This window comes from Anaerococcus sp. mt242 (genome assembly GCF_016798225.1).
Classification (GTDB): Bacteria; Bacillota; Clostridia; order Tissierellales; family Peptoniphilaceae; genus Anaerococcus.
Map to the genome: position 1 here is coordinate 1 of NZ_JAEUYX010000022.1, position 20,685 is coordinate 20,685.

The 20,685-nt window shown below is 32.7% G+C and carries 22 protein-coding genes and 1 rRNA gene; 1 reads left to right on the forward strand and 22 read right to left on the reverse strand.

Annotated elements, in window-relative coordinates:
* Positions 1–195 precede the first annotated feature (195 nt).
* The 12 genes from sdaAA to JNO63_RS07640 form a co-directional block, all read right to left on the reverse strand.
* Positions 196–1,074: an L-serine ammonia-lyase, iron-sulfur-dependent, subunit alpha gene (sdaAA, locus tag JNO63_RS07590; RefSeq protein ID WP_203128168.1), complete on the reverse strand. Its 879-nt coding sequence runs from the start codon at positions 1,072–1,074 to the stop codon at positions 196–198.
* A gap of 9 nt (positions 1,075–1,083) precedes the next feature.
* Positions 1,084–1,746, reverse strand: a complete 663-nt coding sequence (sdaAB, locus tag JNO63_RS07595) for an L-serine ammonia-lyase, iron-sulfur-dependent subunit beta (RefSeq protein WP_203128170.1) — start codon at positions 1,744–1,746, stop codon at positions 1,084–1,086.
* An 88-nt stretch (positions 1,747–1,834) separates the two neighbouring features.
* A complete protein-coding gene (locus JNO63_RS07600) occupies positions 1,835–3,067 on the reverse strand; it encodes a dicarboxylate/amino acid:cation symporter (RefSeq protein ID WP_203128172.1) in 1,233 nt (410 codons plus the stop codon).
* A gap of 241 nt (positions 3,068–3,308) precedes the next feature.
* A complete protein-coding gene (locus tag JNO63_RS07605; RefSeq protein WP_203128174.1) occupies positions 3,309–3,929 on the reverse strand; it encodes a superoxide dismutase in 621 nt (206 codons plus the stop codon).
* Positions 3,930–4,045: 116 nt separating this feature from the next.
* Entirely contained in the window at positions 4,046–4,783 is a 738-nt protein-coding gene (locus JNO63_RS07610; protein ID WP_203128176.1) for a TlpA family protein disulfide reductase, read from the reverse strand.
* Entirely contained in the window at positions 4,767–5,630 is an 864-nt protein-coding gene (locus JNO63_RS07615) for a 4Fe-4S binding protein (RefSeq protein WP_203128178.1), read from the reverse strand. Before JNO63_RS07615 ends, JNO63_RS07610 begins: the two co-directional genes overlap by 17 nt.
* The gene (locus tag JNO63_RS08755) at positions 5,623–5,769 is read right to left on the reverse strand and encodes a CD1871A family CXXC motif-containing protein (RefSeq protein ID WP_274379870.1); all 147 of its coding nucleotides are present in this window, start codon (positions 5,767–5,769) and stop codon (positions 5,623–5,625) included. Before JNO63_RS08755 ends, JNO63_RS07615 begins: the two co-directional genes overlap by 8 nt.
* Positions 5,770–5,805: 36 nt before the next feature.
* On the reverse strand, positions 5,806–6,921 hold the full coding sequence (locus JNO63_RS07620) for a sensor histidine kinase (RefSeq protein ID WP_203128180.1): 1,116 nt from the start codon (positions 6,919–6,921) through the stop codon (positions 5,806–5,808).
* A complete protein-coding gene (locus tag JNO63_RS07625; protein WP_203128182.1) occupies positions 6,911–7,582 on the reverse strand; it encodes a response regulator transcription factor in 672 nt (223 codons plus the stop codon). The genes JNO63_RS07620 and JNO63_RS07625 overlap by 11 nt, the downstream gene beginning before the upstream one ends.
* A 154-nt stretch (positions 7,583–7,736) precedes the next feature.
* Positions 7,737–8,270 carry a DUF4256 domain-containing protein gene (locus tag JNO63_RS07630; RefSeq protein ID WP_203128184.1) on the reverse strand — a complete coding sequence of 178 codons (534 nt, stop codon included), beginning with the start codon at positions 8,268–8,270 and terminating at the stop codon, positions 7,737–7,739.
* Positions 8,271–8,286: 16 nt separating this feature from the next.
* On the reverse strand, positions 8,287–9,012 hold the full coding sequence (locus JNO63_RS07635; RefSeq protein WP_203128186.1) for a TIGR03915 family putative DNA repair protein: 726 nt from the start codon (positions 9,010–9,012) through the stop codon (positions 8,287–8,289).
* A 1-nt stretch (position 9,013) separates the two neighbouring features.
* Complete coding sequence (locus JNO63_RS07640; RefSeq protein WP_203128188.1) at positions 9,014–10,255, reverse strand: putative DNA modification/repair radical SAM protein; 1,242 nt, start codon at positions 10,253–10,255, stop codon at positions 9,014–9,016.
* A gap of 308 nt (positions 10,256–10,563) precedes the next feature.
* Here JNO63_RS07640 and JNO63_RS07645 point away from each other — a divergent pair, with 308 nt between their 5' ends.
* Complete coding sequence (locus JNO63_RS07645; RefSeq protein WP_203128190.1) at positions 10,564–11,310, forward strand: hypothetical protein; 747 nt, start codon at positions 10,564–10,566, stop codon at positions 11,308–11,310.
* 36 nt (positions 11,311–11,346) lie between these two features.
* On the opposite strand, the gene JNO63_RS07650 is transcribed toward JNO63_RS07645, so the two are convergent.
* The 10 genes from JNO63_RS07650 to rrf all read right to left on the reverse strand — a co-directional run bounded on the left by JNO63_RS07650 (position 11,347) and on the right by rrf (position 20,432).
* Positions 11,347–12,072, reverse strand: coding sequence for a hypothetical protein (locus JNO63_RS07650; protein ID WP_203128192.1), 726 nt, complete (start codon positions 12,070–12,072; stop codon positions 11,347–11,349).
* A gap of 17 nt (positions 12,073–12,089) precedes the next feature.
* A complete protein-coding gene (locus JNO63_RS07655; RefSeq protein WP_203128194.1) occupies positions 12,090–13,460 on the reverse strand; it encodes a Na+/H+ antiporter NhaC family protein in 1,371 nt (456 codons plus the stop codon).
* Between the two features lie 8 nt (positions 13,461–13,468).
* On the reverse strand, positions 13,469–14,581 hold the full coding sequence (locus JNO63_RS07660; RefSeq protein ID WP_203128197.1) for a uroporphyrinogen decarboxylase family protein: 1,113 nt from the start codon (positions 14,579–14,581) through the stop codon (positions 13,469–13,471).
* Between the two features lie 11 nt (positions 14,582–14,592).
* On the reverse strand, positions 14,593–15,705 hold the full coding sequence (locus tag JNO63_RS07665) for a uroporphyrinogen decarboxylase family protein (RefSeq protein WP_295883043.1): 1,113 nt from the start codon (positions 15,703–15,705) through the stop codon (positions 14,593–14,595).
* Positions 15,706–15,714: 9 nt separating this feature from the next.
* On the reverse strand, positions 15,715–16,233 hold the full coding sequence (locus JNO63_RS07670) for a hypothetical protein (RefSeq protein WP_203128199.1): 519 nt from the start codon (positions 16,231–16,233) through the stop codon (positions 15,715–15,717).
* Positions 16,234–16,650, reverse strand: coding sequence for a DUF4430 domain-containing protein (locus JNO63_RS07675; RefSeq protein WP_203128201.1), 417 nt, complete (start codon positions 16,648–16,650; stop codon positions 16,234–16,236).
* Between the two features lie 8 nt (positions 16,651–16,658).
* Positions 16,659–18,233 carry an ASKHA domain-containing protein gene (locus tag JNO63_RS07680; RefSeq protein WP_203128208.1) on the reverse strand — a complete coding sequence of 525 codons (1,575 nt, stop codon included), beginning with the start codon at positions 18,231–18,233 and terminating at the stop codon, positions 16,659–16,661.
* Positions 18,234–18,881 (reverse strand): cobalamin-dependent protein, encoded by a 648-nt coding sequence (locus JNO63_RS07685; RefSeq protein WP_203128210.1) that lies wholly within the window; start codon positions 18,879–18,881, stop codon positions 18,234–18,236.
* Positions 18,882–19,661, reverse strand: coding sequence for a uroporphyrinogen decarboxylase family protein (locus JNO63_RS07690; RefSeq protein ID WP_203128212.1), 780 nt, complete (start codon positions 19,659–19,661; stop codon positions 18,882–18,884).
* Positions 19,662–20,315: 654 nt separating this feature from the next.
* Positions 20,316–20,432: ribosomal RNA gene (gene rrf / locus JNO63_RS07695) — 5S ribosomal RNA — on the reverse strand.
* Positions 20,433–20,685 lie beyond the last annotated feature (253 nt).

Sequence of the window (20,685 nt, forward strand, 5' to 3'; positions counted from 1 at the left end):
GGTCGGGGGTCCGGGGAAGGGCCAAAGGGGTCTCCGCAACCCCTACGGCCCTGCTCCCCGGGAACGAAGCTTTTTCGTAAATAAAATATTATTTCTATTACTAAATAAAAATTTTTTAAAGAATTTTTCAAAAAAATTCCCCAACATCAAAAGCATTAGGGAAATAAAAACAATTTTTATATTTAATTTTTTTCTTTAATTTGTTCCATCAATATATTTCTCACGCAGTCTAAGAGCAGAAGGACAAACTGCTATACCACCTTCTCCAGTTTCACGAAGGCCTGATGGTAGACTATCTCCTACTCTCTTCATTGCATCTACTGCTTCATCAAATGTTACAAATACTTTTACTCCAGCCATTGCCATATCAGCACTTGCAAGAGCATTCATAACTCCATTTGCATTTCTAATATTGCATGGGAATTCTACCATCCCACCTATTGGGTCACAGATAAGACCCATTACATTTAGCAAGGCACATATTGCTGCGTTTTCTTGGGTCTTTATGTCATATCCTCTTAAATAGCAAACTGCTGCTGCAGCCATAGCTGATGCTGATCCTGTTTCTGCTTGACATCCTCCTTCTGCCCCAGCAAATGTTGCATTATCAAAGATTACTTGGCCCATTTGAGTTGCTACAAGCATAGCTTCTTTTAATTTTTGATCATCATAGCCATATTTGTGATACATTATCATAAGTGTTGCTGGCAAAATCCCTGATGATCCTGCAGTTGGAGCTGCAACAATTTGACCCATGGCTGCATTTACTTCGCTTGTAGAAAGGGCCATTGCCATTGCTTTTGCTGCTGTATCTCCCAAAACTGTATCTCCACCTAGGAAATAATCATTCATTACTTTTGCATTCCCACCTGTCATGCCTGTTACTGAAACTACTGGTACTTCTAGGGCTGCATGTGATGAGTTTTTCATAACATCTAGGGTTCTTTGGAGTCTGTCAAAGATTTCTTCTTCACTTCTTCCTGTATTTTCTATCTCATCTTTGATTGAAAGTTCCCAAAGACTTGCATTTTCTTTTTCACATCTTTCTTTTAATAATTCAAATTTAGTGATCATATTTTAATCCTAATCTATATATTTAATAAAGGTAAAGTCTTTACCATTTCTAATTGTTTCAAGGGCTTCTTCATTTAGTGGCTCATCTAGTTGACAAACTAGCATTACATCATCGCCATCTTTTATTGTTTTCATTTCGTGGATATTATAACCGTCGCTATAAAGAATATTTGAAACAAAGGCTATAATTCCTTTTTGCTCTCCATAGGCCATAAATAGGGTTGGTCTTTGGGCATAATATTCTATAGGGTTTCCATAAATTTTATTTATTACGATAGCTCCCCCACCTATTGATGATCCTTGAATATCAATTGGAGTTCTGCCATCAGGATATTTAAATACCATTCTAACAGTATTTGGGTGAACTTCTCCTAGGTCTGTTTCTATAAATTTATAGCCAACTCCTGCTTCATCAGCATATTCAAAGGCATTTATAATCCTATCATCTTCTGGTCCATAGCCTAAAACTCCACCAACTAGGGCTCTGTTTGTACCATGTCCCTTATAAGTTTTGGCAAATGATCCATGTAAATAAAATTCTACTTCATTAAAACCTGGATCTACCATTTTTCTTGCTACATTTGCAATTTTTGCAGCTCCTGCTGTGTGCGAAGAGCTTGGGCCTACCATAACTGGCCCTATAATATCAAATATTGAAGCATTTACTGCCATAATTACTCCTTATCTTTTTTAACAATATAAGCTAGCACAATTATATTATGCTAGCTTGATTTAATTTTTGCAAAGGTTATCCCTTTTTTTATTTTGGATTTTTTATAACTGGGATTGGTTTCCAATTTTTGTTTTTTAATATTATCTTATTATAAACTTTATCAACTGCGTTTGCTATAGCCACATCCCCAGAAATATTTGCTGCTGTTCCAAATGAGTCTTGGGTTAGGTAAAGAGATATTAGTAGCCCTGCCATAGCTGATTCTGGTGCTATACCTACCATTGGTAAAAATGGTAAGGCACTCATTACTGCTCCACCTGGTGCTCCTGGTGCTGCAACCATTGCTACACCTAAGGTTGCAATTAGTGAAAGCATTAAGCCAAATGAGTGTGGCAAGTTATACATGTAAAGAATAGTAAACACACATCCTGTAATGGTTATCATAGATCCTGGCATGTGAACTGTTGCCCCAAGTGGTACAACAAAGTCTGCTATTTCTCTACTTACTCCATTATTTGCCGCACATTGTAAGTTTACTGGGATTGTTGCTGCTGAAGACTGAGTACCAACTGCTGTTACATAGCCTTTAACTTCATTTTTTAGCATAGCAAATGGATTTTTACCTGTGTATGACCCTGAGATGATAAACATAAAGGTAACGTAAATCAAGTGTAGGATGATTATACAGATAAATATCTTCCAGAATATTCCTAAAACAGCTTTTACTGATCCTAAATAGCTCATTTCTGCAAAGTTACCAAATATAAAAAATGGTAAAATTGGTATAATTGCTATTTCTAAAACTTTTACAATAATTGCGTTAAACTCAGATACCGCCTTATATAAAACATCTCCACTATTATTTCTCTTTAACCAAGAAATAGAGATCCCCATCATAAAAGCAAATATTAGCGCGCTTGTTACATCAAAAAATGGTGTAAGTGGCACTGTAAAATATGGTTCTAGCTTATCTGAATTTGAAGATACTATTGCATCTATTTGGTCACTACTAATAAATTTTGGAAAAACATTACTTGCCATTATGTAAGATAGACTACCTGCAACAAGTGTTGATAGGTAGGAAATTAAAACTGTTATAGCTAGTAACTTCCCAGCTCCCTCACCCAAATCAGAAATCCCCTTGGTAACAAAGGCTAAAATCATCAATGGAATAATAAAGGATAAAAGTGAACCAAAAATCTTTGAAAACGTAACTGCTACTCTAATAACACTAACTGGTAGGCTGGCTCCCGCAAAAACACCTAGAGCAATTGCAATAAGTAATTTTGGTATAAGCCCAATACTTTTGATACGTCCCATAAATCTCTCCTAAAAAAATATATTTAATATAAGCTCCTTATATTAAATATATAATATCACTTTTTCGTGCAAAAGGAAATACGTTTTCAAAGTTTTTTTATCTTATCATAAATCTAAGTATTTTCCAAATATTTTTTCATTTTTTAACATTAATGTAATATTATGATAATTTTACACCAAAGGAAATCACAAAAAAACTACTGGGTTAACCAGTAGTTTCATTTCTTATAAAATTAAGTTATTATTTGCAAGTACCACCTTTTTGGTATCTTTCTTCAATTACATCCCAGTTTACAACTTTCCACCATTCTTCTAGGTATTTTGGTCTAGCGTTTTGATAGTCTAGGTAGTAAGCGTGTTCCCAAACATCATTGCCTAGGATACCTTGTTTACCTTCAAGAATTGGGTTATCTTGGTTTTTTGTAGAAATGATTTCTAATTCTCCATTATTTAGTACTAACCATGCCCATCCTGAACCGAATTGTCCTTTTCCTGCTGCTTCAAATTCTTTTTTGAATTCTTCAAATGAACCAAATTTCTTATCGATGGCTTCTTTTAATTCACCAACAGGCTCGCTTGATCCGCCTGGTTTCATTGTATTCCAGAATAGGTTGTGATTTAGTACTCCACCAAGGTTGTTGATAAGTTTTTGTTTTTTATCAGCATCATCTGTAATATCATCGATTGCTTTTAATAGGCATTTTGGACATTTCTTTTCTTCATATCCTGTTCCTTCTAAAAGTTCATTTGCTGTGTCTACATAAGTCTTATGATGTTTATCGTGGTGGAATGTCATTGTTTCTTTTGATATAACTGGCTCTAGGGCGTCATATTCATAAGGTAATTCCATTAATTCTAACATAAAATCCCTCCTAATGGGTTATTTTCATTTTTTAGTTCAGATATTTGCCAACTTATTTTTATTATACCCAATAATGATTATTGTTATCAACTTTATTTGTAAAATAAAAAAGCACCCTATTTGGATGCTTTTGATGACTCTATGGCCTTTTTTATATTTTCTTTTAATTTTGCTTGTTGATCTTTTGAAACTAGGGTTCCTTCGATTGGATCACCTATTATGTTTCCGTTTTTATCAACTACGATTGTTGTTGGATAGACAAAGATGCCTTCTAGATATTCTTTCATATCTCCCTCATAGTCTACTGCAAGGGCCTTATAAGTTGGCTTTTTATCTTTTATAATTCTCTCATAGGCTTCTTTGGTGGACTCATCGTAGTTAACATCTGTACACATTGAAACAAAATCTACCCCATCTTCTTTTTTAAGTTCATCTGCCAAATCATTTACTTCATCCATTTCTTCAATACATGCTGAACACCCTGTAAACCAAAGGTTTATTACAGTTGCATCATTTTTTGCAATATCCTCATTGCTATATGGATTTCCGTCTTGGTCTTTTGCTGTAAAGTTTGGAAGAGTTTTTTTATCTGCCATTTTTGTTGGGTCTGTTTCTTCCATAGTCATGTCTTTATCAGATTCATCGTTAGCTTCTTTAGACTCATCTTTTGTGTCTGTTTTGTTAGCTTCTGGCATTTCTTTTTCGTCTGCATTTTGATCTTTATTTTCAGCAGGCATTTCAGTTTTTGTTTCATTTTTCGTTTTTTCATCACTTGCTTGCTGACTATTGTTTTGGCAAGCTGCTAGGGCAAGCCCCAGCAAGATAATAGTATAAATATTATTTGCTTTTCTCATTTTCGCTCCTTTGTATAAAAGAGGAAGATATGGCTTTTGTCGGACAAGCTTTTGTACATTCATGACACCTAATGCACTCTAAGTGTGCATCATTTTTTCTTATATCTACATCCATTTTGCAAACTTTTGCGCATTTCCCGCAGTCGATACATTTATTTTTATTAACATCCATTTGATAAAATGAATATTTATTGAAGAATGAATAAAATGCACCAAGTGGGCAAATCCACTTACAAAATGGTCTGTAAAATAAAATCGATAATATTATTGTCGCAACAAGTATCCCAAGCTTTAAGTTGAAGAGATTTCCTAAAGCTAGCCTTAATGAAGGAGATTTAATAGCAAGGGGAATGGCTCCCTCTATTATTCCTTGTGGGCAGATATATTTGCAAAAATAGGGAGGAATTACTTCATATCTGCCGCGCATCACAAAAGATAAGGCTATTATCAGGGAAAATAATATTATATATTTTATATATCTTAGGGGTTTTAACTTTTTTGTGGAGAGTTTTTTGCTAGGTATTTTATGTAGTAAATCTTGGAACCATCCCATGGGACAGAAGAAACCACAGATGAGACGTCCGACCATTACTCCAAAAAATGCCATCATGCCAAAAACGTAATATGAAAACTTATATTTTTTTGACCCCATGACTGCTTGCAAAGATCCTATTGGACATGATCCTGCAGCTCCTGGACAGGAATAACAATTAAGTCCTGGAAAGCATAATTTTTTTGTGCTTCCGCTGTAAATTTTGCCCTTAAAAAAATTTGGTATATGAAAATTGTAAGCCAAGGCGGTGAGGGCTTGGATAGTATTGCGTTTGATATTTTTTATCTTATCCAATGCCTATACACTCCAAACACAGGTTTATTGCCTTGGTAAATACACTATTTACTTCACCCCTATAAGCTCCATATACCACAAAGCTTATAGAGATCATTAGTAACAATTTGCTAATTATTTTTTTGTCCTTTTCTATCATATCTTTACCTCGTAAATAATGATAGCAAATAAAATGTTAATTTTGTGTTAAGAATGAAATAATAAATTTACTTCCTGATGGTATATTGTCTAAAACCTTGATTTCAGCACCAAGTGAATCCACGATTTGTTTTGAAAGTGCAAGCCCTATACCAAAACCTTCGCCCGATCTAGAATTGTCTGCCTGGTAAAAAAGATCAAAAATTCTTTCTTTTTGCTCATCAGTCATACCGATGCCAGTATCTGCAATTTCAATTATTGTGCGATTTTTTTCCTTTTTTGTGATTATATCTATAGATCCATATTCCTTGTTATATTTGATAGAATTTTCAATAATGTTAAATAATAGTCTTTGAAGAAGGGCATCATCAGTTTGAATACACAAGTCTTCATCTTTAATAAAGTTCACATTTAAATTTTTGCTGGCAATCCTATCTTCTAGGTCAAATAATATTTCCTCAATTAATGTTCCCAGACAAACCTTTGTAATATTTAATTCTTGGTTTTTTGAAAACATCAAAACAGATTCGATTAAGCTTTTTAATTTTTCAACATTTTGATCGATTTTTTCGATAAATATAGCTTCTTCTGGGCTAATATTTTTTCTCTTGTAAACATCGACTTGAGCTTTCATAACTGCAACTGGGGTGCGCAGCTCATGGGCGACATTTGCAGAAAAATCTTTTTGCTTTCTGTAGTCCTTATAGATTCTTGCCATTAATTGGTTAAAGTTTTTTGAAAGATCAACAATTTCGCTAGATCCATCTTCTATAAGTAATTTCTCAGAAAAAGTTTCTGGTTTATTTATATCTATTTTTGCAATATTTTTTTGCAACTTTTTAAGTGGCTCTAAAATTTTTGAAATAATAAGTGCAAATATTAATGACCCAATTATGATGACAATGCCAGTCACTACAATTGTGTAAATTCTAAAGTCTGCAGTTGATTGCAAGTGAGCATTATTTACAGTTACCACCACTGAATTGCTGTAAGATGGCATATATTTTTCAATTTGTCTTAGCATTTCTTCAGTCATTTGGATTTGCTTTTGATTGATCATGTAGTTTGTAATGCTAATCATGGATATAAAAATAATTACAACCGCAGTGATTAGCTTAAAAACTATGGATTTGTAAACTTTATCAGCTTTCATAAATCCTATAACCCTTGCCAATTACATTTTGAATTTTATTCTCACCGCTTAATTCCTTAATTTTCTTCCTTAATGATGACATATGAACGCGAACAGAGTTTGAAAAACTATCGGCATTGGAGTCCCAAACATGGTCAATTAGCTCTTCACTAGATACAAATCTTTCCTTATTTAAAAATAGATATTCCAAAATTCCAGTCTCTTTTTGGGTCAGATTTATTTTTTGATCATCAACAAAGGCCTCACGAGTGGCTGTATCAAATTTCATATTTCCAGCTTCAAGTATTGTTGATTCTGTCACCGACTTGCGGCGCAAAAGTGCACGCATACGAGCATCAAGCTCTTTTAAATCAAAAGGTTTTACCATATAATCATTGGCTCCAAAATCTAAACCCTTGACCCTATCGTCAATATCAGATCTTGCAGTCAGCATAATGATATTTACTTCTTGGTTAAATTTTCTAATTTCATCAAGGACTTCAAAACCATCTTTTTTTGGCAAATTTATATCAAGGATTACAATATCATAATTTTCTATATAGGCCATTTCTATAGCTTCTTCGCCATTTGTAGCCTTATCAACAGCATAACCATACATAGTTAGACCTTCTTCTAGTAAATTTATTAAATCTAAATCGTCTTCTACGACTAAAACACGCATAATTACCTCCATTTTACTATGATTATAGCATAAGACTGGGTTAATTTTGGGTAAAGAATATTAATAAATTTTTTTAATAAAAAAGACCAGCAAGCGCTAGTCCCTATAGCAATTTTATCCAAAATAAAATGCTAATGTCATTGGAAAACTTATCTTACAAATCAATCTCTACATAAGCCCTAAAACCACGTGATGAGTAGTAAGAGTCTGCTCCGTTGTGGGAGGTAAAAGTCCTTTTGTATCTCTTTTGGCAAAACAAAGCTCCACCTAAGTCTCTTATTCCTTTATCAGTTAATATCCAAGATGAGCTCTTTAAATCAAAGTCCCAGTTTTCTTGTAAAGCATAGTATTGATCTTCATTTAAGACTTTTATGCCCATTTTTGAAGCTTCTTCAATTACTGAAGACTCAGGAGCATTTTTTTTACGATTTATTCGCGCTTCTTTATCATAACAAAGGCTGCGGCGGCCTTTCGGAGATTCGCTTGCAAAATCTAAAAATACAGGCCCATCAAAAATTTTACTTTCAAAGACATCGATTTCTCCTCCAGTTCCTTCAATGTCACGAACTGTTTTTAACAATTTTTTATCAATTTCTAGCTTATTTTGAATGTCATCCCACTTTATATTTGGATGACGGTCTTTGTTTTTTTCAAATCTTTCTTTTAATTTTAAAATTAAATCTTCCAAAATTTCCACCTTTAAATCAACAATCACTTTTTTCAGGCAAATACTTCCAATACTTTTTTGGCATATTGGCTTGCATTAATTTTTCATTCTTTCGCTCATCTATGCCAATAGCATCATAAAAGCCTCGCCAGGCATCCTTAAAAATTGCTTCTTTTTCGCTATCTACTGCATTCATTTCCAAGATTTCTACTTCATCATATTGTCCATACTCACAAAGACTTGCTTTTTTGCGGTTTTTATCATAAATTACAAACTTTTCAGCTGGCATTCTTTTTAAAAAATGCTGGGTGATGTGGAGCAAAACATCATTTTCTGGAGTAATTTCTGCTAAAAGATAATTATTCTGTATTTCTCTAAATCTTGTAAATCCTTTGTAAGCATGGACTTCATGGTTGAAATTGTGGACTATTCTGTTAAATAGAACTGCAGATTTTTTTGCAGATCCTAGATAAGAATTTCCATAAATTAGGCAAGATTTTATGGTCACCGCAATTATTTCTTCTTTCTTAGGGTGAATAGATTTAAAAACCCTAAAGCAATCAGCAAAAAATTCCTCGCCAATATTTTCTCTGATACTTGTAATTACTCGTTCAGCTTTTACTAAATCAGTTTTTATTATCTCACTTTCCAAAAAATTAACCTGCTCACTTTCAGTTTTTATCTCGCAGCTACCTATTTGACTATATTTTTCAAATATAACTGAAAAAAGCCCGTCCAGGGTCCCATCGTAATAATAAATCATCTTATCCCACATCAAACATTGAAAGTTGCTGGTAATTCTTTGTATCTGCTGCACTCATCAAAACTTTTAGGTCATTTTTATCCCTGAATTTTAGCCCCCTATAAACTCCATTTACCAAAATAAAATGTTTGGCTCTTTTTGTTGAAATTTTAAGGGCCCTTAGGCTATCATAAGTTAGTTTTCTAAATTGTCTGGCCTCGATGATGCGGTTTGCATAAGTCCTACCAAATCCAGGTACCTTCATCAACTCAAAATATGAAGCCGTATTTATCTCAATCGGAAATTTTTCGATATTATTTATGGCCCAATTGCTCTTTGGATCTATTGATAAATCAAAGTTTGCATCATTGCTAGAAAGCAAGTCATCAGCCTTAAACCTATAGCCACGCATCAAAAAATCTGCCTGATAAAGCCTGTGTTCTCTTAAAAGTGGAGCTTTGTCAATGCCTTGAGTAAATTTTGATTTTACAACTGGTACAAATCCTGAATAATATACACGTTTTAAGGCATAATTATTGTATAATTTCTCACTGGTTTTTATAATCTCAAGGTCAGATTCACGGCCTGCACCAATTATCATTTGTGTTGTTTGACCTGCTGGCAAAAATTTTGGAGTGTGAGCAAATTTCTTTCTATCTTCCCCATAAACCATCATTTCATTTTTTACATTACCCATAGGCCTTGTTATATCTGCGATTTTTTTCTCAGGAGCTAATAGTGAAAGGGCTTTTTGACTAGGTAGTTCAATATTTATAGACATCCTATCAACCAAAAGCCCCATCTTTTTGACCAAGTCTTGGCTAGCTCCAGGTATAGCCTTCATATGAATATATCCATTAAAATTGTATTTATATCGCAAAATCTCTGCAACTTTAACCAATCTTTCCATGGTATAATCTGGATTTTTTATTATCCCAGAGGATAAAAATAGTCCCTCGATGTAATTTCTGCGATAAAAATTCATAGTAAGATTAGCCACTTCCTCAGGACTAAAAGTTGCCCTCAAAGTGTCATTTTCCCTACGATTTATGCAATATTCGCAATTATATATGCAAGCATTGGTCATAAGGATTTTTAAAAGTGAAATACACCTTCCATCTTCAGAATAAGAATGGCATATCCCACCCATTGACCCATTGCCAAGGCCATTATTTTTATTTTTCCTATTAGATCCGCTCGATGAACAAGAAACATCATACTTAGCCGCATCCGCAAGAATCTCTAATTTTTCTCTAATATCCATAGTAATTCCTCAAACCATTTTCACTAATGGAATTTCTCGTGTGTTAAGATTAATTATACTTTTTAAGTCACTTATTGTCCACAAGCTATTTTATATATATTTATAAATAATTTTATATCTAATCTCTCGTGAAATTTCAAAGGTAAAAATCACCTCATAAATAGAGCATCTTTAGCAATTATAAAGCTATAAAATAATACATTAACAAAATAATAACAATTTTATAATTCTTTGCAATTGTTGATAATATAGCCATTTAATATTTACTTTATAGCAAAAAATGGTAAAATAAATCAAGGAGGATACGCATGAAAATTAAAACTTTAAATAAAACTCTACTTGCTGCTTTTATGGTAATTAGCCTTGCTGCATGTACAAATACAGATTCACCAAAAACTAGCGTTGCTGAAAATCAAGAAGTTAGCGAAAGTAATTCTGATGTCATCGATGAGTCTATAAAAGAAAATAGTCAAGATAATAAGCCAGCGGAAGTTAATAAAGTAGCAGAAAAACCTGAGGAAAACTCTGAAAACAAAGATTCTAAATCTGAAAATAAAGAACAAAAACAAACAACAATTGATGTAAAAAAACAAGATAATAAAGAAAATACAAAAGATAACAACGCTGAGCCTGCTAAAGAAAAGGACAGCAAGGAAAATCAATCACAATCTAACAATGACATCAAATACGAAGACCGTAATGGTATGTTTGTATCAAGTCTTGTTTCTTCTCAAGGTGGAGCTCGTGATGAACAAATGGGTCTTGCTAACATTTCAAATATAAAAATTGATGGTGAAACATTAACAACTGAAGGAACAATTGACTACCTAGTAGATCCTAATAGCTACGACAATGCAGAAGAATACAGCCAAGGCGCTTATAATTTCAAAATAAATAGCGATACTACTTTCCAAGCGGTTAGTGGCATGGCAGAACCAGAATATTTTACAGCAGATGAATTTGTAGAATATTATAAAGGCGTAAAAGATTCAGGATTAGGTTTAAAAGTAGAAGTTAAAAACGGTGTGGTTACAACAGTAACTATTGCTTCATAATAAAAAAAGAGTAAATCTTAAATTAGATTTACTCTTTTAGTTTGCAACAATCACAGATAATCCCATTTCAAAACCCGCCCTAATTGCAAGATTAATAGACCTTGTATGAGAAAATTGTGTTGTATATATAAGAGAGATATCGGGATATTCATTTCTTATAATATCAGCCATGCAATTTAGCAAATCACTTGCTAAGTTATTATATATTGGCTTGTTATCAAACTTTTCGATTCCAACTTCCCATAAATATTTTGAATTCTCACTAGCTCCAGCTATACAAATTAGTTTTTGATGATCAAAATAAGCTAATATTAACTTTTGATCACAAACTCCATTTTCATAGCTTAAGGCAAAATCACTCACTCCCTCATATTTATTGAAGTCTTCTTCCTTTATCCTAGAAAAAGAAAATTGTGATTCTATTTTCTTAAATCCCCTAGATGGTACAAAAACAGGACTCATATTTTGAAGTGACATATTATAATTTTTTACAATTTTTTGTAACTCAATTAAGTTGGGCACTTCCATAAACCAAGCTGCTGGATAATTAGAATACTTATTTTTTAATTCATCTAATAGCTCTCTATTAGATGAACGCACTAATAAAGAGTCTCCCACACAATTTATGGCAAGCTTAGCCCTATTAAGATATAAAAAATTATCATCAAAGTCATTAAAAACAAAATGATTTTTCCCATTGAGAAGAATCTCTATCTTATCGGAAAAATCATATGAGAGCTGCTTTGCTAAATTTAAGTCCATAGTATCTCCCTAATTTTTTATTTATTTAATTCCAAAACTTGGCTTTCTGGCATATCGTATTCATAATTCCATGGATCTTTTGATTCTGCAAATCTTATAAATATTGAAATGATTGCAAAGCCTGCTAGTAAATATTGGTAAAATAAGTAAGGCATAATATCTACTGGTGCTAGTAATCCTTCAGTAAATTTAGCTGCCACAAGTAATTGGATTCCATAAGGAATTATCCCTTGGCCAACACAAGAAAATATATCTAATAGTGAAGCTGCTCTTCTAGGGTCTACCTTATAATCATTTGAAAGTCTTTTTGCAATTGGTCCTGCTATTACAATTGATACTGTGTTGTTTGCAATGGCAATGTCCATTAAAAATACTATTAGGCAAATACCAATTTCTGCAGTTTTTTTGTTTTTTACAAAGGATAATATTTTGTCGTTAACAAAGTCTAATCCTCCTTCTTTATTTACCATATAAGACAGCCCTCCTATCATCATTGATAGTAGGAAAATTTCGTTCATTGATGCAAAACCTTCATAAATTAGTTTTGAAAGGGCTATAATATCAAATCCATTTTGAAAGAGCATAATTAAGCTTGAAAATAAAATACCGCTGGTTAATACAACAAATACATTAACGCCGATTAAGGCTGTAATTAATACCAATAAATATGGTAGTACTTTTATTATTTCTACAGGACCTGTTGGGATAGGAACAGTTGAGTCCGGTCTACCCAATGCTATAAATAATATTATAGAAATAATGGCAGCCGGTAAGGCTATTTTTAAATTCATCCTAAATTTATCTTTCATGCTTACATTTTGAGTTTTTGTAGAGGCTATGGTGGTATCAGAAATAATTGATAGGTTATCTCCAAACATTGATCCACTAACAAGGGCTGCAAGACTCATTGCACTATTTAATCCTGCTCCTTGAGCTAAACCTATGGTTACTGTTGTTAGTGATGATACTGTTCCAACTGATGTACCTGTTGCAGTTGCCATAAAACCTGAAATCACAAAAATTCCTGCAATTATTAGACTAGGCGGTATAAATTTAAGACCTAAATTTACAACTGCATCTCGCCCACCACTTGCTTCTGCAACTGCTGAAAATGCACCTGCTAGCAGGTATATTAAACACATTGAAATAATATCTTCATTTCCACAACCTGCTATAAAATTTGCAAATTTTGTATTAAGGTCATCTTTAAACATTATAAAGGCTGCTATTACTGCAAGAAATGCTGCAACGGGAGCTGGCATTTGATAAAAGGCCATGTCAACACCTTGATTTTGTAAAATAATACCTGTTACAAAGTAAATTACTATAAATACCAAAAACGGTATTAAGGCATAGCCACCCGATTTTTTATTTTTAGACTTTACCATCTTTTCTCCTATTCATTAATTGCCTTAGGCATCTCGCCTAATTTGGCATCTTTGCCATATTTATTGATTGCATATATAAAAGCATCCAGATTTTCTATTGGTGTGCCAACTGGTGATCCACAACCTGTTGCTGCAATATATCCACTTTTTGCATCTGCAGCTTTTTTGATGCAGTCTTTTACAGATGCTATAACTTCATCAATGCTACCATTAAGCATTACTTCTACTGGTGGAATATTTCCTACAACTATTAGCTGATCTTCTATTTCCTCTTTACAATCTCTTAAATTTTCACAATTATCTACACTGAAAAAATCTATATCTAAATCTTTATAATATTGCCATTGTCTATTGGTATGTCCACAAATATGTAAGTTTGGCTTTACTTCATTTAGCTGATAGTAAAGATGTAATTGTTTTTTTAAATATGGAAGTGAAAATTCTTTTACCTGTTTTGGGCTTAAAATATCATCACATCCTACAGGGTCTACCACCATGACACTTGATGGGCCAAATTCATTTTTAAAAGCCTTAGCCCATGACATGTTTGCATTTATACAAAATTCTAAGAGTTCTTTTACCTTTTCTGGTTGCTTTCTTAAGTCCCTTAAAAGTTTCTCAATTGGTCTTATAGCTGCCGCTGTTGTAATAGGCCCTGGTATTTCTGTTTCTATGGACATATGAGGAAATCTTTCTTTTAGCTTACGCGCTCTTTCAAGTTTAGGAGCTAAAACTTCATTTGTATATGGATCTGGAATAGAAACTAAATCCATATCAAGCTCATCTTCCATTAGAAACTCTTCTATGTAATCTATGTCGTTTTCTGGGAAAATTAATTTTGATCCAAGGGCATGGCCCATAGTCCTTAAGCTTAATTCTTCTGTCAAACCAACTATTTTGTAATGATCATATTTGTACTGAATAATGTCTGATAATTTATCAATATCTTCCATATCTTTTATGGTATAGTTTAATTCATTTGCAATTATTCTATTAGTACTCATAATAGCAAATGGAATATGGTCTACTCTTTGCCCACTCAAATATGCTCCGATTCTTTCTGCCGAAGTCATATCAGGTTTATAATCTTTCATTTTTTCATAAAGTTCTTCTTTATCCATTTTTCCTCCTTTTACTGGTAAACTGTTTGTGGAATTTGACCTATTTTTGCATCCTTGCTGTATTTTCTAACTGCATATACAAAAGCATCTATATTTTCTTTTGGTGTACCAGCTGGTGTTCCGCATCCTGTTGCACAGATGTATCCACCTTTATTATCTGCACCCTTTTTTATACAAGTTTTTACAGCTTCTATGACATCATCTATACTGCCATTTCTCATTACCTCAACTGGTGGCACATTGCCCATTAAACTTAATTTATCCTGGATTTTTTCCTTACACTGGGCTAAATCATGGCAATTATCTACACTAAAAGATTCTATATCAAATTCTTTAAGATCTTCCCATTGTTTTTTGGTATGGCCACAAATATGTAAGTCTGGTTTTATTTCATTTAGCTTATAAAGATTTGATGTCAATTTCTTTAAATATGGGTAAGAAAATTCTTTTATTTGCTTTGGACTTAAAATATCATCGCAAGTTACCGGATCTGCAATCATTATTTTGACCGGTCCAAACTCTTTTTTAAAGGCCCTTGCCCAAGCCATATTGGCTTTTACACAAAAATCTAAAAGTTCTTTTACTCCCTCTGGATTTTTTCTTAAATCTCTTAACAATTTACTAATGGGTCTAATAGCAACTGCTGTAGACATAGGGCCTGCCACAAAAGTTGAAATAGGATGGTCTGGAAAGTGTTCTTTTAACTTTTTAGCATTTTCTAATTTCTTTTTTAAAAGCTCATTGCTATATGGATCTGGTATTTCCAACAAATCCATGTTAAGTTCATCTTCCATTAGATAATGATCTACATGATCTGTATCATTTTCGGGAAAAATCCCAGTAGATCCTAAAGCGTATCCCATAGCACGCAAATTTAGTCCTTCAGATATGCCATATATTTTGTATTCTTCAGTCCTTTTTTCAATTATTTTTATAAGATTATCGATATTTTCAGTTTCTTTTAGGCTATAGCCCATATTCATCCCATAAACAAGATCTAGGCTCATGATATTAAATGGCAAATGATCTACTTTTTCGCCATTAAAATAAGCCTTGGATCTTTCGGCAGATGTCATTTGAATTTCATAATTTGAAAGCTCATTTTTTAGTTTATTTTTATCCACAGACCCTCCTTAATATAATTTTCTAAAACTCTTCTCTCCACTTATATATTTTTCTAATTTTTTAATCAAAAGTAAGTATATGACAACATTTCCTATCATATGGTTAATATCAAAAGGAATCGAGCCTGCATAAAGAGCCATAAAGGAAAATTTATTACCACTTACTAAAAAAACCTGCATTAGCGTTATAATCAGACCATATAAAAATCCAGAAATCCCCAGAGCGCTTGCCTTGCTAATATTATTTTTTACAAGATTTACTTTATTAAACAAAAAATAATTAATTATTGCCAGTATCCCAAAGTCTAGTATTTGAAATAAAACCCAATAACCAAATCCTAGGTAAAAACTAGTTACAGTCATTGTTATAGCATTTACTATTAAAGATTCATCAAGTTTGCCATCTATGGCAAGGATTAAAATTATATCAGAAAGTATTTGAACATTGGGGATTAGGGAAAAATTTATTCTAGTAATAACGCATATTGCACAAAGACTAGCTAGCCTAGTTAATTTTTTGGTATCCATCTACATTTGTTCAAATCTAAATTCTATTTTGTCACCATCTTTTGGAACATAATCACCAATACCAACATCAGCCATTTCATCATTTACATAATACATCCAATATTGATTTTTATTTGCATCTTGGCTAATGCCTTCTAGCTCAGTCATCATTCCATCTTCAAATTTTGCTTTGTGATTGTTTTCCAGATATGATTGCAAACCATCTTTATCAAGATCAACATTTTCCTTTAAAATTTCCTTATCATTTACTTTGTCATAAAAAATAATTTCTACATTAGTAGTTTGAGGATTTTCAGCTATTTCTTCTTGGCTAGTTTCTGTTTTTGGCACTTCTTTATTAGCCTCATTATTACAAGATGTAAGAGTAAATGTTGTAAGTAAGGCAAAAACTAAAAAGTATTTTTTAAAATTTTTCATATTCTCTCCTAATTAAATTGCATTGCTTTTGCAAATGTTCTTTCGTAATTTTCTGTTGTGGATAGTTCTATATATTGGATTTTTCTTGATAGGATTTCCATTTGATTTATGATTTCATTGTTCATAAGTGCCATATAGGCTCCTATTAAGGATGAATTTCCTACATAAGTTATTAAATCACTTGCTTGTTTTGGCAGAATTCCCACTCCTGTTATATCTTCTTTTTTCAGATGACTACCAAAGCCACCTGCTATTATTACTGATTCTAGATCTGAGATTTCCATGTTTTCAGTCTTTAAAAGAGTTATAAATCCTGATAAGATTGCCCCTTTAGCAAGTTGCACTTGTCTTATATCTTTTTGACTTAGATAGATTTTTGAATTTTCATCTAGAATGATGATTCGACCTTTTTTCTCATCTTCTTTTATATATTTTTTTCTATAATCATTTTCTTCTAACTTGCTAGGGTCTACTATGCGTCCTCTTTTATTTACAAAATTATTTGCAAGCACCTCTGAAATCGCACTTAGTAAACCACTACCACAAAGGCCTTTTGCTTTTGTATCTCCTATGCTTTTTATGGAAATTTTTTCATTCTCTATTTTTACTCGCTCTACGGCTCCACTTTCTGCTCGCATCCCGCATTCTATATTCATCCCTTCTAGGGCTGGGCCTGCAGCTGTTGAGCAGCAATATAGTTTATCTTTAGTTTTTAAAACTATTTCGCCATTTGTACCTATATCTATAAAGAGAGTATTTTTTTTATTTTTTAAATCGGTTAGGTAAACTCCAGCAACTATATCGCTGCCCACAAAAGCAGACACATTGGCTAGGGTAAATATTTTTGCTTTTAAATTTATTCCTATGTCTTCGGCTAATATTTCCTGCGTTTTTACAAATGATGTTTTATAAGGATATTTTCCTAGTGTTCTTGCATCCTTGCCTAAAAACATATGAAGCATAGTAGTATTTGCGGCAACTATTATTTGCCTTATATTTTCTTTTTCCAGATTATTTTTTATGCAAATTTCATCTATCATTGCATTTATCTTTTGTATAATGATTTCTTGTAAATTTTTAATAGCATTTTCATTTTCAAATTCATATGTAATCCTAGTCATCACATCCAAACCATATTTACTTTGAGGATTGATTGCTGAAATTTTATCTAAAATATCTCCATTTTCTAAATTTATTAAATTAATTGCAATAGTTGTTGTTCCAATATCTAGGGCTATTCCAAGTCCTTTTCTTGTATTCATTTTAAATTCTGGAATTTGCCCTTGGTCTAGGACTTTTATATCTGAATTTATATTTGCTATTGATATTTTTATGTCAGTTTTAGGATAAGTAAGGCAAGCAAGCCTTATATTTTCTTTTATTTCTTCATCACTTAGCAAGTTTGCTTCTGACTTTGTTAAATGATTTATTTCTCCTTGCAAAACTTTTATCTTACACTTGCCACAAGTTCCTCTACCATTGCAAAAATTATTTATTTCTATATTATTTTCAACCAGGCTTTGTAGGATGCTTTTTTTACCGGCTTCTATTTTTATGCCAAGATTTACTATTTCTATTTGCATTTATTTTTCTAATAATTTTCTAGCAACTTTTACAGCTTCATTTGCATTTTCACTATAAGCATCTGCGCCAATATCTTTTGCAAAACTTTCTGAAACAGGTCCTCCACCTATCATTACCTTAAACTGATCGCGGATGCCTCTTTCATTTAAAATATCAATGACTTTTTTCATATTGCCCATAGTTGTTGTCATTAGGGTGGACATCATTATAAAATCTGCATCATTCGCAATTGCTTGGTCCACAAATTTTTCTACTGGCACATCTTTTCCCAGATCAATCATTTTATATCCATCGATCTCAAACATAAGTTTTACAAGATTTTTTCCTATATCATGGGTATCGCCCTCAACAACACCTATTACTGCTGTTGCTACATTATTTTCCTCATGAGTTTCTATTTTTTCTTTTAAAACTTCTATGCCGTTATACATTGCATCTGAGCAAATCAATAAGTCGGAAATGTAGTATTCTTCTTGTTCAAAAAGTTTTCCTACTTCATTCATTCCTTTGATAAGCCCATTAAAAATCGCTTCTTGTGGGTCATATCCTTCTGCTAGATATTCTCTACAAAGATCTGCTATTTCCTCATCTTCTTCCTCGATAACCATATTGGCCATTTTTTCAAAATATTCTTCTTTACTTGGCACTTAATCCTCCTTTAAAACTATTTTATTAACCTTATTGAATTCTTTATCTGAGAGATTTATACACCTGTCCCCCATAAAAACATATGGATTTTCAAACAGGATATCTATGTATTTTTTCTGATTCTCAAAGCCTAAAGGCACAAAACTTGCCTTAGCCAAATCTACTAGTACTAAGCTAGATTTGGGGCATAGATGTAGGGTGAATTTATATTCAGAAAACAATTTTTCAATATCTTTTAAGAAACTTATTAAAAAATCATCCACATAGTTAGCAACTTCGCGAGGTCCTAGAAGTTTAGGGTCTAGTATGCTTTCTGTAAAACTAAATACTTTAACACCTTTATCAAGAAGTTTTTTTATATATTCTATATATATTTCTCTAAGCTTATCATAAATCTTTTTTAAAGTGTCTCTGTCCTTTCTCATGGCTTTCATAACCTTTGTAGCACCCAAAAGATTATCCAAAACAGAAATAGGCCCTCTAATTTCGATTACGGTTTTATCTACTCCTAAAATTTCAAGAGCCTTTAGCATAGCCTTATATTCATCCTTATTGTAGTCCATATTTAAATTTACATCAGAAATTTTTTCATAAATAGGATAAGCAGTGCGTCCATTCTCAAAACTTACACCCAGGCAAAGAGGAATGATAGGAACTACCGGCAAGGAAATATATATTCCATCCTTGGCATAATCAGCCATAAGCTTAGGGTTGGTCAAAATCTCGTTATTATTAATAGGTCTTTCTGGATTATCAATACATTCATAAGAGCGAATCATTAAAACCTCCATTTCCTAAAAAAAAGTAAAAAACTTAAATTTAGACACAAAAAAATTAATGCTTATTATAGTGTAAGTGTTAAAGGCACGCCAAAAACAATCCAAAAAGGTGTACTTTTAGGCGAAACCTAACTTTTTGAACTATAATAATCATTAATTAGAATTTTTTTATAAACTTAAGTAAATAAGTGTACTTTCCAAAATGGATTATTTACATAAGCTTTCTACAATAACTTATCATATAAACATTTTTTTGTCAAACTAATCTAGGGATTGTAATTTTTTATACATAAGTTTTCATAAATTTACAAAGATTAATAAAGTTGCTATACATAGGCCGATTAAGGCCGATCAAAAAAGTTAAGGTGAAAAAAAGAAATTTCATAACCAATCTGTACAAAAAAAGAACTAGTCATTTGACTAGCTCTTAATCATTTAGCAACTTCCTACTCTACCGGGAGGTCACCCTCCGAGTACCATCGGCGTAGTTGGGCTTAACTTCTATGTTCGGTATACATAAACACCCGTTGATTTCGGGTGTTTATGCCGAAAATGAAGTGCGGTAGCACGGAAGAGCTTCTAAAAGAAGCGAGTTTTCGTGTCAAGTGTATTATGTAAATAAAAAGAACTGGTCATCTGACCAGCTCTTAAATTATTTGGCGATTTCTTACTCTACCGGGAGGTCACCCTCCGAGTACCATCAGCGTAATGAGGCTTAACTTCTGTGTTCGGTATGGGAACAGGTGTATCCCTCATGCCATCATCACCATATTATATTTTGAACCATATTAAATAGCCGCTCAGTTAAACTTGCCATCCTTTAGATACTTTATCTATAAGATTGGTTCGTAAGTGTCTACCAAGCTTAAGACTTTAGGTCTTAACCGTTGGGACACTCTGAACGAGGACCTACTATCAATTTGTCCTCAATCAGCCGGACGGGCTAATTGTAAATTGGGTTAGGTCTCTCAACAATATTTCCAGTCAAGATTAAAAGTTTAGTATCCATTAGCTTAATACATTA